The following is a 12,274-nucleotide window of genomic DNA, read 5'->3' on the forward strand; positions in this document are numbered from 1 at the left end:
GCGAGTGCAAGAAGTAACGGGAACCTGTGAGCGCGGGGCACGGTGCGCACGATGCGCCCCGCGAACGACGAGCGCCGGCCGGGCGGCGTGGTGCGCCACCCGGCCGGCGCCGGTCATGTCCCGCGGGTTCAGCGGAACGCGGGGATCACCTTCTTGGCGTCGCCGAGCCGCAGGAACACGGTCTCGCCGGTGGCGTCGTCGACGCCGTCGTTGTCGGTGACCGCGTAGACCTGGCGGTCGATGCCGATGGTGAAGCCCTCGAGCTTCTCCTGGGTCCAGCCGTTCACGGCCTGGAGTGCGGGCAGCACGTCGATCGCGAGCAACTTCTCGAGGATGGGCAGCTCGCCCTCACCCGGCAGCTCGTCGGGGACCTCGACGGTGATGACGGTCTTCAGCGCGGCATCCGGGCCATTGAGCTTGTCGCGCTCGATGAGGGCCAGGGTGTCGTCGTCGATCGCGGTGATCTCCGACAGGCCGATCCAGTCGCCGGGGGCGTCCGTCTCCTCGAGTTCGATGCCGAAGAACGCCCACGTGCCGCCCGAGACGTCGTAGCGCCCGATGCGCGCCACGTTGCCCTCGTACAGCTCGAGGCTGCCGGCGCCGACCGACGGGTCGACCCACAGCGGGCGCTGGATCGCGACCCAGAGCGCCTCCTCGTCGGTGCCCTCGCCGGTGATCGTCACGCCCTCGAAGCCCCAGTTGCGCACGTGCGCCGCGACCTCGGCCGGCAGCGACACCGTCTCGACGACCTCGCCCGAGGCGTCGATGCGCACCAGCGCGTTCGCCGGCCCGGTCGCGCCCTCGACCGCGAGCCAGAAGCCGCCGCCCTCGAGCGCCTGCAGGCCCTCGACGTCGTACTCGGCCGGCTCGCCGCCGTCGGTCACGACGAGCGAGTCGACGATGACGGCCGGGCCCTGCTTGTCGGAGACGTCGACGGTGAACACCGTGCTCGGGGTGAGCGCGTTGTCGCTCGCCGCGTAGACGACCTTCTTGTCGTTCGGGTCGGCCGAGAGCGCACCGAGCGCCGACCAGCCGATGGGGAGGCCGTCGACGTCGGCCGAGACGATGCTCGGCTGCGACGGCCGACCCTTCTGCACCTCGTAGATGTTCACCGCGGCGCGCACGAGGGCGTCGGAGTCGTCCTCCTCGCTCGACACGATGAGCAGGTCACGGCTCGGCACCGGCAGGATGCCCTCGGGGCCGTTGGTCGCGAAGAGCAGCTGCTGGAACTCCGGCGCGGTCGGGTCGCTCACGTCGTAGACCGCGATGAAGTTCGACCGCTCGGAGGCGACGAACGCGGTCGGCACGCCGTCGAACTCGGCGATCGCGAGGCCCTCGGGCTCGGCGCCCTTGTTGTCGGCGCGGCCGTCGTTGTAGAGGCCGTGGGCGATCGCGAGGTGCTCGAACGTGTCGCCCGCGTCCCAGACGACCTCACCGGTGGCGGCGTCGAAGATCGACCAGCCGCGGCTGCCGCCCTTCCAGTCGCCCTCGTTGGCGGTCGCGACGTACCGGTCGCCGATCCAGCCGATGGCGTCGGGCTCGCGCGGCACCTCGATGGTGTCGGTGAGCTCGATCGCCCCGTCGTCGTCGGTGTCGACGTTCGGGATCACCGGCGAGCCGAGCTCGAACGCTCCCGTCACGGTGCGCGTCGCGAGGTCGATCGTGACGAGGCCGTTGTTCTCCTGGAGCGACACGGCGAGCTGATTGGCGTCGTTGATGTCGACGTACTCGGGCTCGGGGTCGCTCGGGGTGTCGATGCCGGCGGCGGTGAGGATGTCGCCCGCAGCGCCGTCCACCAGCGAGACCGGGTCGAGGCTCCACGTGCCCGGGTCGGCCGGCGTTCCGCCGAACGTGATGACCTGCACGAAGCCGGCGGGCGCCTGGGGCAGGTCGCCCTCCTCGCCGACGCCGCCGTCGGCCGGGAAGTCCTCGTTGCGCTGGTTCTCCATGGCGATGGCCGCGTAGGCGCCGTCGGGGCTGACGGCGATCGAGTCGGGCTGGCCGGCCAGGTCGAACGTGGCGACGACATCGTGGCTGACGGCGTCGACGACCACGAGCTCGCCCGAGCGCGGCTTCGAGGCGAGCGTGTCGGCGTCGTAGTCGGTCGTGTCCACGACCACGAGCACGTAGCCGCCCACGGCGGCGACCGAGGTCGGCGACGCCTCGGAGGCATCCGTGATCTCGTCGAGGGCCAGGGTGCCCGCGCCGACCGGGTTCGACGGGTCGGTCACGTCGACGAAGCCGATGCGCTCGCCCGCGGCATCCGTGTAGATGACGGTGTTGCCGTCGGGGCTGATCGCCGAGATCTCGGCGACCGTCTCGTCGGCCGGGTCGACGCCCTCGGGGGCGTTCAGGTACACGGGGTAGGTCGCCGTGCGGTGGAACGCCGTGGCGGGCGTTCCGTACCTGGGCCCGTTCGGCTGCGCGAGCGCCGGGGCGGCGGCTCCGCAGGCGAGCAGGGCGGTGGTGGCGAGGGCGAGTCCGGTCAATCGGCGCGCGCGCGTCATCGCGTCTCCTTCTCAGTGGGGGCGAGGCGGATGCCTCTGGTGCTCCCACCGTTCCGGCGCGGACGCAACTCGGCGTGATGCGCGCATGACGCGGTGGTGTCCGCTCGGTGAACGGACGGTGCGGCGACTCGCGGGCGCCGGCGGCCCCGGCTCAGCCCGGCAGCGCCTCCTCGATCGCGGCGATGACCTCGGGCGCGTCGGGCTTCGTCGTCGGCCGGAAGCGGAACACCTGGCCATCGGGCGTGACGAGGAACTTCTCGAAGTTCCAGACGACCTTGCCGGCCTTGCCCTCCGCGTCGGGCGCCTTCTTGAGCTCGGTGAAGAGCGGATGCTCCTTCTTGCCGTTCACCCTGATGCGATCGAAGATCGGGAAGGTGATGCCCCAGGTCGTGGAGCAGTACTCCGAGATGGCCTCGTTCGACCCGAGCTCCTGGAGGAACTGGTTGCTGGGGAAGCCGAGCACCGTGAACCCGCGGTCGGCGTAGTCCTTCTGCAGCTGCTCGAGCTGCTCGTACTGGGGCGAGAGCCCGCAGCGCGAGGCGACGTTCACGATGAGCTTCACCTTGCCGTCGTACTCGGCGAGGTTCGTCTCCGTTCCGTCGATCGTCGTGATCGGGATGTCGTCGAGGGTCGTGGTGTGCGCGTCGTCGGTGGCCATGCTCCAGTCAAACATGGTTGCAGTCACTGCAGGCATTTCGTCACCGAACTCCCAGCCGGAGTGCACGGATCGGGGAGCCCGGCTCACACCACCGCCGACAGCACGTCGGCGTCGACGACCGGCGCACCGCCCATGGTCGCCCATGCCGCCTGCAGCGCGTCGAGCGCCCGCTCGGTCTCCGCCGCCGTGAATCCGAGCGGGATGCGCAGGTTGCGCTCGAACGCCCCGTCGATGCCGAAGCGGGGCCCCGCGGTGATGAGCAGGTCGTGGGTGCGGGCGGCGAGCGCGAGCTGCGAGCTGACCGGCGCACCGAGGTGCACCCAGAGCGCGAGCCCGCCGTGCACGTGCGGCACGGTCCACTGCGGGAACCGCTCGGCGAGCGCCCGCTCGAGGTGGGCGCGCCGCTCGCCCAGCTGGGTGCGGCGCAGCTCGAGGATGTCGTCCATGCGCGGCAGCAGCTCGGTCACGAGCAGCTGCTCGAGGATGGGCGTGCCGAGGTCGTTCGGCGCGCGCTGGGCGAGCAGCCGGCGGATCAGCCCGCGGTCGGCGCGGATCCAGCCCAGGCGGATGCCGCCCCACACCGTCTTGCCGACCGAGCCGATCATCACGGCCGGCCCGTAGGCCGCGAGCGGCTTCGCCCGGAACGGCCGGTCGATGTCGAGCTCGGCCGTGGTCTCGTCGGCGATGAGCACGGTGCCCTGCGCCGAGGCCGCGTCGACGACCAGCTCGCGGTCGCGCTCGGTGAGCGAGCGCCCGGTCGGGTTGTGGAAGTCGGGCAGCAGGTACGCGACCGACGGGCTCGCGTGCCGGATCGCCTCGGCGATCGCCTCCCCGTCACCCGCCTGCGGGTCGCCGACGGGGTGCACGGATGCCCCGGGCTCGCCGCCGACCGGCACCGCGACGAGCCTGGCGCCGGCGCCGCGCAGCGCCTCGTAGGCGTGCGGGTAGGTGGGCGACTCGACGAGCGCGCGGTCGCCTCGGCCGATCAGCGTGCGGGCGAGCAGGGAGATCGCGTGCTGCGCGCCGATCGTGACGAGGATCTCGTCGGGGTCGGTCGGCAGGCCGCGCGCCGCGTAGCGTGCGGCGATCGCCTCGCGCAGCTCAGGCAGGCCGATGGGGTCGTAGCCGGGGTCGCCGAGGTAGGCGGGCAGGCGCTCGGCGGCCGCGCGCGCGGCCTCGCCGAGCCACGGCAGGGCGGGCAGCGCCGCCTTGGTGAAGTCGAGGCTGTCGGCCCCGGTCGGATGCAGCGGGGTGATGTGCGCCGCCGGCAGCCGCGTGACGCTGCCCGACCCGCGCAGCGACTCGAGGTGCTCCGACTCGCGCAGCCGTGCGTAGGCCGCGGCGATGGTCGTGCGGCTGAGGCCGAGCCGGGCGGCGAGCTCGCGCTCGGCGGGGAGGCGCGTGCCGACCGCGATGCGCCCGTCGATGACGAGCAGGCGGATGCGGGCGGCCAGGTCTTCGTACGCGGCTCCGCCGCTGCGCCAGTCCCCGAGCAGGCCGATCAGCGCTCGCGGACCGAGGGTGGCATCGCTCATGCGGCCACTGTACCGCGATTGGCATCTTGGCAACAGTCCAATTGAGCAATTGGATGGTCACATGCTTCGTCGTGTCACCCAACTGCTCGTCGGCCTGTTCCTCTACGGGTTCGCCATCGCGCTCATCGTGCGCGCCGGCTACGGCGTCGCCCCCTGGGACGTGCTCACGCAGGGGCTGAGCCGCGTCACCGGCCTCGGGTTCGGGCTGATCACGGTGCTCGTGAGCGGCGTCGTGCTGCTGCTGTGGATCCCCATCCGGCAGAAGCCGGGCATCGGCACCCTCGCGAACGCGCTGCTCGTCGGCCCGTTCGCCGACCTCGGGCTCTGGCTCGTGCCGGCCGGCCTCGACCCGCTCGTGCGGGCGGCGCTGCTGCCCGCGGGCATCCTGCTGCTCGGTATCGCGACCGGCCTGTACGTCGGCGCGCGCTTCGGACCGGGCCCGCGCGACGGCCTCATGACCGGGCTCCACGCCCGCACCGGCGCCCCGATCTGGGTCGTGCGCACCGGCATCGAGGTGACGGTGCTCGCCGTGGGCTGGCTGCTCGGCGGGCAGGTGGGCATCGGCACCCTCGCCTTCGCCCTGATGATCGGGCCGATCTGCGGCCGCACGATCCCGTTCTTCACGGTGCCCGACCCCGCGCGTCGCGCGGCGGTTCCGGCCACCGGGCCCGTCGCGATGCTTGCGACGCCCGCCCCGCCCCGCACCTGACCACCCGCGCACGAAGGAGGAGGAGACATGCTCGCGACCATGATCGCCCTCGCCGCCCTCGCGGCGACCGGCATCGCCTGGACCGTCTTCGACTGGTTCCGCGACGGCTACCGCCGCGTCCCCACCCGCGACACCTGACCCCGGCACGCTTGCCGGAGACACGGATGCCTCGGGGCCGCGTCGGCCCCGAGGCATCCGTCGTCTCAGAGGTTGCGCTCCGCGTAGACCGCGAGCGCGTCGCGCACGAACTCGGCGCCGTGCTGCCCGCCGTAGTTCTTCGCGAACCGCGGGTCGGCGACGTACATGTCGCCGAGCCCGAGCACGTACTGCTTCAGCGGTCGGCCCTGCTCGGAACCCGGCGTGCCGGGAATCGACCCCAGCCACGCCGCGTGACGGGCGGCCAGCGCCTGCGCCTCGTCGCCGTCGGGTGCGACGCCGCGCTCCGCGGCATCCGCCCAGTCACGACCCAGTGCAGCCGACTCGGCCTTCCAGGACTCCTGCTCCGCGGCGGTCTTGCCGCGCCACCAGGCGTCGGACTTCGCGTACGCGTCGGCGCCCCAGCGCTGCTCGACCTCGTCCTTGTACTGCGTGTGGTCGAAGCCGTCGAACATCTGCTCCGCCATGAGGTTCTCACCTCCCTCCAGTGCCTCGATGGTGCGCTCGACCGAGGCGGCCTGCCTCGCGAGCCGTTCCTGTTCCCGCCGCAGCCACTCGAGGTGGCCGTGCAGGGCGTGCGCCTCGCGCGGCTCGTTGCCGAGCGCCTCCGCGATCGCGGGCAGCCCGAGACCGAGCTCGCGCAGCAGCAGGATGCGCTGCAGGCGTACGAGCGCGTCGCGGTCGTAGTGCCGGTAGCCGTTCGGCGCGATGCGACTGGGCGGCAGCAACCCGATGTCGTCGTAGTGGCGCAGCGTGCGGCTCGTCGTGCCGGCGATGCGCGCGATCTCCTGGATCGACCAGTCCATCGGGTGCTCCTCTCCTCGTGTCGTGGCGCCGCCCGGTCGGGCGGGCATGACTCCACGGTAGAACTTGACGCTGCGTCAACGTCAAGTGCGAACGGGGCATCGAGGGTTGCGCACCGCGCACTCGCGATATATCGTGAGTTTCACCAAACGCGATATAACGCGATTCGACCCGCTCCGACCGTACGGCCGGACGCCGCGAAGGAGAAGCACTCATCATGGCCCTGGAGAAGTGGATCATCTCACCCGGTCAGAGCCGGGTGATCGACATCGAGCTGGCGCGCTCGCTCAAGGTGGGCCTCGTCGGCGGCGGCGTCACGGTCATCGCGCACGACGAGCCGGGCCTGCGCATCGAGGTGTCCGAGGTGAGCGGTCGCGACCTCCGCGTCGAGATCGACGGCGACAAGGTCGAGATCGACCACCCGCAGCTGCGCTGGGACAACTTCCTCGACGTCTTCAAGGGCTTCCGCGGCAACATGCGCGCCGTGGTCTCCGTCCTCGCCCCGCGCGAGACCGCACTGAAGCTCGGCGTCGTGTCGGCCGACGCCCTCATCGCCGGGTTCGTCGGCGACGCGAAGCTCAGCACCGTCAACGGCGACGTCGCGGTCGACCGGCACGTCGGCGACCTCGAGCTCAACAGCGTGACCGGCGAGATCTCGGTCGGCTCGCACGAGGGCCGCATCGGCGCGCACTCCGTGTCCGGCGACATCGCCGCGACCGGCACGGTCACCCGGTTCTTCAGCGACACCGTCTCGGGCGACGTCATCCTCGACCTCGAGGGCGTGCCGAGCCGCATCGACGCGAACACGATCTCGGGCGACCTCACGGTGCGCCTCGACGCGCACGCCAGCGCACGCTTCCGGGTCAACACCGTCAGCGGCACGATCTTCATCGACGACACCTCCATCCGCGGCACCCTCGGCAAGGGGTACGAGCGCGTGGTCGGCGACCTCGCCGGCACCTGGACCGACTTCGGCGCCAACTCGGTGTCGGGCAACGTGTCGGTCATGCGCCGCCAGCCGGGCGAGCAGTCGGATGCCTCGGGCGAGACCGATGCCGACGCCGGCGACCCGACCGGCGCGGCGCCCGACGCCGAGACGGCGGCCACCGCATGACCCCGCCCGTCTTCTCCCACGGCAGCCTGCGGCTGTACCTGCTGAGCCTGCTCGCCGAGCGGCCGCGCCACGGGTACGAGCTCATCCAGGCGCTCTCCGACCGGTTCGGCGGCACCTACAGCCCGAGCGCGGGCACCATCTACCCGCGCCTGGCCAAGCTCGAGGCGGAGGGGCTCGTCGCGAAGACGGCCGACGGCCGCAAGACGGTCTACGAGATCACCGACGCCGGCCGCGCGGAGCTCGCCGAGCGCGAGCACGAGCTGGAGTCGATCGAGGAGGAGGTCACCGACTCGGTCAGCCGGCTCGCCGACGAGGTGCGCACGAACGTCGAGGAGGCGCTGCGGAGCATGCGCGCCGACCTCGCGAGCGCGGCCCGCGAGGCCAAGCGCGCGGCGCGCGAGGCCACCTCCGACACGACCGCGACCCCGTCGGATTCGCCGGAGCCCGAGGGTCGCGCGGTGCACGAGGCAGACCTCGCGATCAACGCGTTCCGGCAGCAGCTGCGCACCGACCTGCGCACGCACGCGCGCCGGGGCAGGGTCTCCGCCGACACGGTCGACCTGCTGAGGTCGCGCCTCGCCGAGGTGCGCTCCGACGTGCTCGCCGAGCTGCGGGGGCGCTGACGCGGGCGCCTCCCCGGGCGTAGTGTGAAGTCGAGGCCCGCGAGGAGGCACCCATGCCCGACACCCCCGCTCGTGCGATCGTCGCCGGAATCGTGCCCGGCCAGCCCTCGGCGGTGGTCCGCTACGCCGCCCGCCTCGCCGCGACCTTCGGCGTGCCGCTCGAGTGCGCGTACGTCGACGTGTCGAGCTACGCGATCTCGACCAACATCGACGGGTCGATCCTCGCGGTGCCGATCGATCCCGACGGCGCGACGGATGCCGCCGAGGAGACCGCCGTCGCGATCGAGCAGTACCTCCGGCGCGAGCTCGCCGGCGCGGGCATCGACTGGCGCGTGCACCTGCTCGCCGGCAACGCGTCGCGCGAGCTCGAGCGCCTCGCCGACGAGGTCGACGCCGAGCTCATCGTCGTCGGCACCCGCGAGCGGGGCGTGCTCGCGGGGCTCGCCGAGTTCCTGAGCGGTTCGATCGCCGCGCAGCTCTCCCACCGCCAGTGCCGGCCGGTGGTCGTCGTTCCACTGCAGCCCGCCACAAACGGCGAGGCGCTGCCGTGGGACGAGCCGTGACCCACCGGCCGCTCCATCTCCGCCCGTCGTCCGTCGCGCTCGTCGCCGCGGGCGGCGCCGTGGGCACCGCCGCCCGCGAGGGCGCGACCCTCGCCTTCCCCGATCCCGACGACTTCCCGGGCATGCTCCTGCTGGTCAACGTGCTCGGCGCGTTCGCCCTCGGCGCGCTGCTCGAGGTGCTGCTGCGGCTCGGTCCCGACGCCGGCCCACGGCGCACGGTGCGGCTCGCGTTCGGCACCGGCCTCCTCGGCGGGTTCACGACCTACAGCGCCTTCGCGGTCGGCACGGTCGAACTGCTGCAGCACGGCCACCTCTGGCTCGGGCTGCTGAACGCGCTCGGCACGGTCCTGCTCGGCACGGCGGCCACGTTCGCCGGCATCATCGCCGCGGGCACGCTCGTGCGCCGCCGCAGCGAGGAGCGGCGGCGACGTGACCCCGCTGCTCTTCCTCGGCATCGCCGTCGCGGGCGGCCTCGGCGCCGCGTGCCGACTCGTGCTCGACGGCGTGCTGCGCGCGCGCATCGCCTCGCCGTTCCCGTGGGCGACGACCGTGGTGAACGTCACCGGGTCGTTCGCGCTCGGCGTCCTGGTCGGCCTCGCCGACACCGGGCTCGTGCCGCACGAGCTGCACCTCGTGCTCGGCACGGGCTTCCTCGGCGGCTACACGACCTTCAGCACGGCGAGCGCCGAGACGGTGCGCCTGCTGCTGGAGCGCCGCTGGACCGCCGGCCTCGCGAGCGGGCTCGGCATGCTCGTGCTGTCGGTGGCGGCGGCGGCCGTCGGACTGTGGCTGGGGCTGCTGGCCTGACTCGGTGCATCGCTGCACTCAGAGCAGCGCCATGATCTGACGGGCGATCATGCGCCCCGCGCGGTTGGCGCCGATCGTCGACGCCTGCGGCCCGTAGCCGGCGAGGAAGACGCGCGGGTCGGCCCACGATGCGCCCTGGCCGACGGAGACCCCGCCCGCCTTCTCGCGCAGCTTCAAGGGCGACAGGTGTCGCAGCTCGGGGCGGAACCCGGTCGCCCAGATGATCGTGTCGGCGAACGCGAAGTCGCCGTCGGCCCAGCGCACGCCCGCGCGCTCGATGCGCTCGAACATGGGCCTGGCCACGAGCAGGCCGCGGTCGATGCCGGCGGCGATGCGCCGGCTGCGCGGAACCCCGGTGCCGCTGACGATCGACGGGAGTGCGCGTCCGGCGCGTGCCGCCTCGTCCTGCATGGCGACGGCGGCGGATGCCCCCTCGAGGTCGAGGTCCTCGGAGTCGATCCAGTCGATGGGCCGGCGCGACACCCAGGTCAGCCCGGCGGCGACGGATTCCAGTTCGAGCATGAACCCGATCGCCGAGGTGCCGCCGCCGACCACGACGACCTGCTGGCCGCGGAACTCCTCGGCCGAACGGAAGTCGGAGGTGTGCACGTGGCGGCCGGCGAAGTCGCTCATGCCGGGGTAGTAGGGCACGAACGGCGCGCCCCAGGTGCCGGTCGCGTTGACGAGGAATCGCGTGACGATCTCGCCCGTCGGCGCCTCGCGCAGCACCTCCCGGTCGTCGGCCCGACGGCTCCATCGGCCGAACAGTCCGCGCTGCGGCCGCTCCTCCTGCTCGCGGGGGCGCAGGTCGTCGTAGCGCACCGCGAGTTCCACGCCGCGGTTGGCCACGCTGCGCACGTGCACGGGCCGGCGCACGTCGAGCTCGAAGTGCCGCTCGTAGCGGTCGTAGTAGTCGGTGACCACCTCTCGCGCGGGTCGCGACCGGTCGGCGGTGTCGAAGCTCACGCCGAGCTGCTCCATGCCCGGCAGGTCGTGCACGCGGTGCGCCGTACCGAGCTTCAGCGACTCCCAGCGGTGCGCCCAGGCGCCCCCGGGGCGGTCGGTGCGGTCGAGGATCACGAAGTCCTCGCCCGCGACCAGTTCGAAGCGGCGGAGGTAGTAGGCGACCGAGAGACCGGCCTGGCCGGCGCCGATCACCACGACCGTCACGGCCTCCGCAGCATGCTCCACGCCACCATCACAACATGCCGCGCCGGGCGCGCGCAGAACGGATGCCCCGCTGTGACTACGTGCGGCGGGGCGCCCGTATCACGGTGCTAAACTGACCCACGGATTCTGTTCATATCAGTGAGCGCCGGGCGAGGCTCATGTTCGCACCGGCCCGACGTCGTTAGGGGGTCACGCATGGGGCGCGGCCGTCAGAAAGCCAAGCACACGAAGGTTGCTCGGGAGCTGAAGTACTTCAGCCCGGAGACCGACTACGATGCGCTCGAGCGCGAGCTCACGAGCGGGCATGACGACCACTACGCCGAAGAGGCGTCGAAGTGGTCGGAGTACGCCGACGACGACTACGCGTCGGACGAGCAGAAGCGGGCCTGACCCGGGCCACCCACCTCGCAGCCGGCGCCACCCGATCGCCGGAGCGATTCGGCATGCCCGGACTCGGGTCGAGTCAGGCCGCGTAGCCGCCGACCAGTCGCACGGCACCGCCGTCGACGCCCTTCGCGCCCTGCTCGAAGCCGGCGAGGTCGCGTGCGGCCGTCGACACAGTGCCCGCCTGCCACGACGGCAGGCCGAGGCCCTCGAGCCGGGCGACGACGTCGGTCGCAGCATCCGCAGCCACCACCGCGAAGAACCCGATGCCGAGGTTCCAGGTGCCCTCGGCGGCCTCGAGCGGGTCGCCCGCGAGGTCGCTCAGCACGCGGAACACGGGCTGCGGCGACCAGGTCGACCGGTCGAGCTCGACCCACGCGCCGCGCGGCAGCACGCGCGCGAGGTTGGCGGCGATGCCGCCGCCGGTCACGTGCGAGAGGGCGTGCACGGCGCCGCCGACGCGCTCGTCGGCGAGGAGTTCGACGAGCGGGCCGGTGTAGAGGCGCGTCGGCTCGAGCAGCGCCTCGCCCCAGGTGGTGCCGAGGTCGGGGGCGGAGTCGGCGTAGCCGATGCCCCGCCGGTCGAGGATGTGCCGCACGAGCGAGAAGCCGTTGGAGTGGGCGCCGCTCGATGCGATCGCGATCACGGCGTCGCCGTCGCTGACCCGGTCGGCGCCGAGCAGGCGGTCGGCCTCGACCACGCCCACCGCTGCGCCGGCGACGTCGTAGTCTTCGGGGCCCATGAGGCCGGGGTGCTCGGCGGTCTCACCGCCGACGAGTGCCGTGCCGGTCGCGGCGCACGCGTTCGCGATGCCCGTGACGATCGTGGCGATGCGCTCGGGCACCACCCGGCCGCAGGCGATGTAGTCGGTCATGAACAGCGGGGTCGCGCCGACCACGACGATGTCGTCGACGACCATCGCAACGAGGTCCTGCCCGATGGTGTCGTGCCGGTCGAGCGCCTGCGCGATCGCGATCTTCGTGCCGACGCCGTCGGTCGAGGTCGCGAGCAGCGGGCGGTCGTAGTCCTTCGCGAACGACAGGTCGAACATGCCGGCGAAGCCGCCTACGCCGCCGAGGACGTTCGGCCCGTGCGTGCGTGCGACCGACTCCTTCATGAGCTCGACGGCCAGGTCGCCTGCCGCGGTGTCGACACCGGCGGCGGCGTAGGAGGAGTTCGTGGTCACCGCTCAATCGTACCGGCGGCCGATTACCCCCGTTCGAGGGGCATGCCGAGCGGGCCCG

General features: G+C 72.5%; 12 protein-coding genes and 1 pseudogene. 7 read left to right on the forward strand and 6 right to left on the reverse strand.

The genetic code is table 11. The features are described from left to right. Positions 1-128: 128 nt before the first annotated feature. From QUE38_RS05930 to yczR, 3 genes are all read right to left on the reverse strand, one after another. Positions 129-2,507 (reverse strand): esterase-like activity of phytase family protein, encoded by a 2,379-nt coding sequence (locus tag QUE38_RS05930; RefSeq protein WP_286310681.1) that lies wholly within the window; start codon positions 2,505-2,507, stop codon positions 129-131. Between the two features lie 151 nt (positions 2,508-2,658). After that, positions 2,659-3,180 (reverse strand): glutathione peroxidase, encoded by a 522-nt coding sequence (locus tag QUE38_RS05935; RefSeq protein ID WP_286310683.1) that lies wholly within the window; start codon positions 3,178-3,180, stop codon positions 2,659-2,661. A 68-nt stretch (positions 3,181-3,248) separates the two neighbouring features. Further along, positions 3,249-4,700 (reverse strand): MocR-like transcription factor YczR, encoded by a 1,452-nt coding sequence (yczR, locus tag QUE38_RS05940; protein ID WP_286310686.1) that lies wholly within the window; start codon positions 4,698-4,700, stop codon positions 3,249-3,251. A 61-nt stretch (positions 4,701-4,761) separates the two neighbouring features. Between yczR and yczE the strand changes: the two genes are divergently transcribed. Continuing rightward, positions 4,762-5,409 carry a membrane protein YczE gene (yczE, locus tag QUE38_RS05945; RefSeq protein ID WP_286310688.1) on the forward strand — a complete coding sequence of 216 codons (648 nt, stop codon included), beginning with the start codon at positions 4,762-4,764 and terminating at the stop codon, positions 5,407-5,409. A gap of 203 nt (positions 5,410-5,612) precedes the next feature. On the opposite strand, the gene QUE38_RS05950 is transcribed toward yczE, so the two are convergent. After that, on the reverse strand, positions 5,613-6,371 hold the full coding sequence (locus tag QUE38_RS05950; protein WP_286310690.1) for a MerR family transcriptional regulator: 759 nt from the start codon (positions 6,369-6,371) through the stop codon (positions 5,613-5,615). A 215-nt stretch (positions 6,372-6,586) separates the two neighbouring features. Here QUE38_RS05950 and QUE38_RS05955 point away from each other — a divergent pair, with 215 nt between their 5' ends. From QUE38_RS05955 to crcB, 5 genes and pseudogenes are all read left to right on the forward strand, one after another. Next, positions 6,587-7,483, forward strand: a complete 897-nt coding sequence (locus QUE38_RS05955) for a DUF4097 family beta strand repeat-containing protein (protein WP_286310692.1) — start codon at positions 6,587-6,589, stop codon at positions 7,481-7,483. Further along, entirely contained in the window at positions 7,480-8,106 is a 627-nt protein-coding gene (locus tag QUE38_RS05960; protein WP_286310695.1) for a PadR family transcriptional regulator, read from the forward strand. The genes QUE38_RS05955 and QUE38_RS05960 overlap by 4 nt, the downstream gene beginning before the upstream one ends. Positions 8,107-8,159: 53 nt before the next feature. Then, on the forward strand, positions 8,160-8,669 hold the full coding sequence (locus tag QUE38_RS05965; RefSeq protein ID WP_286310697.1) for a universal stress protein: 510 nt from the start codon (positions 8,160-8,162) through the stop codon (positions 8,667-8,669). A gap of 59 nt (positions 8,670-8,728) precedes the next feature. Beyond that, a pseudogene (locus tag QUE38_RS05970) lies at positions 8,729-8,989 on the forward strand (fluoride efflux transporter FluC); the annotation flags it as partial. A 109-nt stretch (positions 8,990-9,098) separates the two neighbouring features. Continuing rightward, positions 9,099-9,476 carry a fluoride efflux transporter CrcB gene (gene crcB, locus QUE38_RS05975; RefSeq protein ID WP_286310699.1) on the forward strand — a complete coding sequence of 126 codons (378 nt, stop codon included), beginning with the start codon at positions 9,099-9,101 and terminating at the stop codon, positions 9,474-9,476. Positions 9,477-9,494: 18 nt separating this feature from the next. On the opposite strand, the gene QUE38_RS05980 is transcribed toward crcB, so the two are convergent. Continuing rightward, on the reverse strand, positions 9,495-10,667 hold the full coding sequence (locus QUE38_RS05980) for an NAD(P)-binding domain-containing protein (RefSeq protein WP_286310701.1): 1,173 nt from the start codon (positions 10,665-10,667) through the stop codon (positions 9,495-9,497). A 174-nt stretch (positions 10,668-10,841) separates the two neighbouring features. Between QUE38_RS05980 and QUE38_RS05985 the strand changes: the two genes are divergently transcribed. Beyond that, the gene (locus QUE38_RS05985; protein WP_281884248.1) at positions 10,842-11,036 is read left to right on the forward strand and encodes a DUF3073 domain-containing protein; all 195 of its coding nucleotides are present in this window, start codon (positions 10,842-10,844) and stop codon (positions 11,034-11,036) included. A gap of 73 nt (positions 11,037-11,109) precedes the next feature. Here the strand turns inward: QUE38_RS05985 and purM are convergent, their stop codons facing one another. Beyond that, positions 11,110-12,216, reverse strand: a complete 1,107-nt coding sequence (gene purM / locus QUE38_RS05990; protein WP_286310706.1) for a phosphoribosylformylglycinamidine cyclo-ligase — start codon at positions 12,214-12,216, stop codon at positions 11,110-11,112. Positions 12,217-12,274 lie beyond the last annotated feature (58 nt).

The sequence above is a fragment of the Agromyces mangrovi genome, from assembly GCF_030296695.1.
Classification (GTDB): Bacteria; Actinomycetota; Actinomycetes; order Actinomycetales; family Microbacteriaceae; genus Agromyces; species Agromyces mangrovi.

Bases quoted from the DNA above. Each gene is read 5' to 3' on its own strand.
- QUE38_RS05935 (WP_286310683.1), bottom strand. From the start codon at position 3,180: ATGTTTGACTGGAGCATGGCCACCGACGACGCGCACACCACGACCCTC.
- QUE38_RS05985 (WP_281884248.1), top strand. From the start codon at position 10,842: ATGGGGCGCGGCCGTCAGAAAGCCAAGCACACGAAGGTTGCTCGGGAG.
- QUE38_RS05965 (WP_286310697.1), top strand. From the start codon at position 8,160: ATGCCCGACACCCCCGCTCGTGCGATCGTCGCCGGAATCGTGCCCGGC.
- QUE38_RS05955 (WP_286310692.1), top strand. From the start codon at position 6,587: ATGGCCCTGGAGAAGTGGATCATCTCACCCGGTCAGAGCCGGGTGATC.
- QUE38_RS05930 (WP_286310681.1), bottom strand. From the start codon at position 2,507: ATGACGCGCGCGCGCCGATTGACCGGACTCGCCCTCGCCACCACCGCC.
- QUE38_RS05960 (WP_286310695.1), top strand. From the start codon at position 7,480: ATGACCCCGCCCGTCTTCTCCCACGGCAGCCTGCGGCTGTACCTGCTG.
- yczE (WP_286310688.1), top strand. From the start codon at position 4,762: ATGCTTCGTCGTGTCACCCAACTGCTCGTCGGCCTGTTCCTCTACGGG.
- yczR (WP_286310686.1), bottom strand. From the start codon at position 4,700: ATGAGCGATGCCACCCTCGGTCCGCGAGCGCTGATCGGCCTGCTCGGG.
- QUE38_RS05950 (WP_286310690.1), bottom strand. From the start codon at position 6,371: ATGGACTGGTCGATCCAGGAGATCGCGCGCATCGCCGGCACGACGAGC.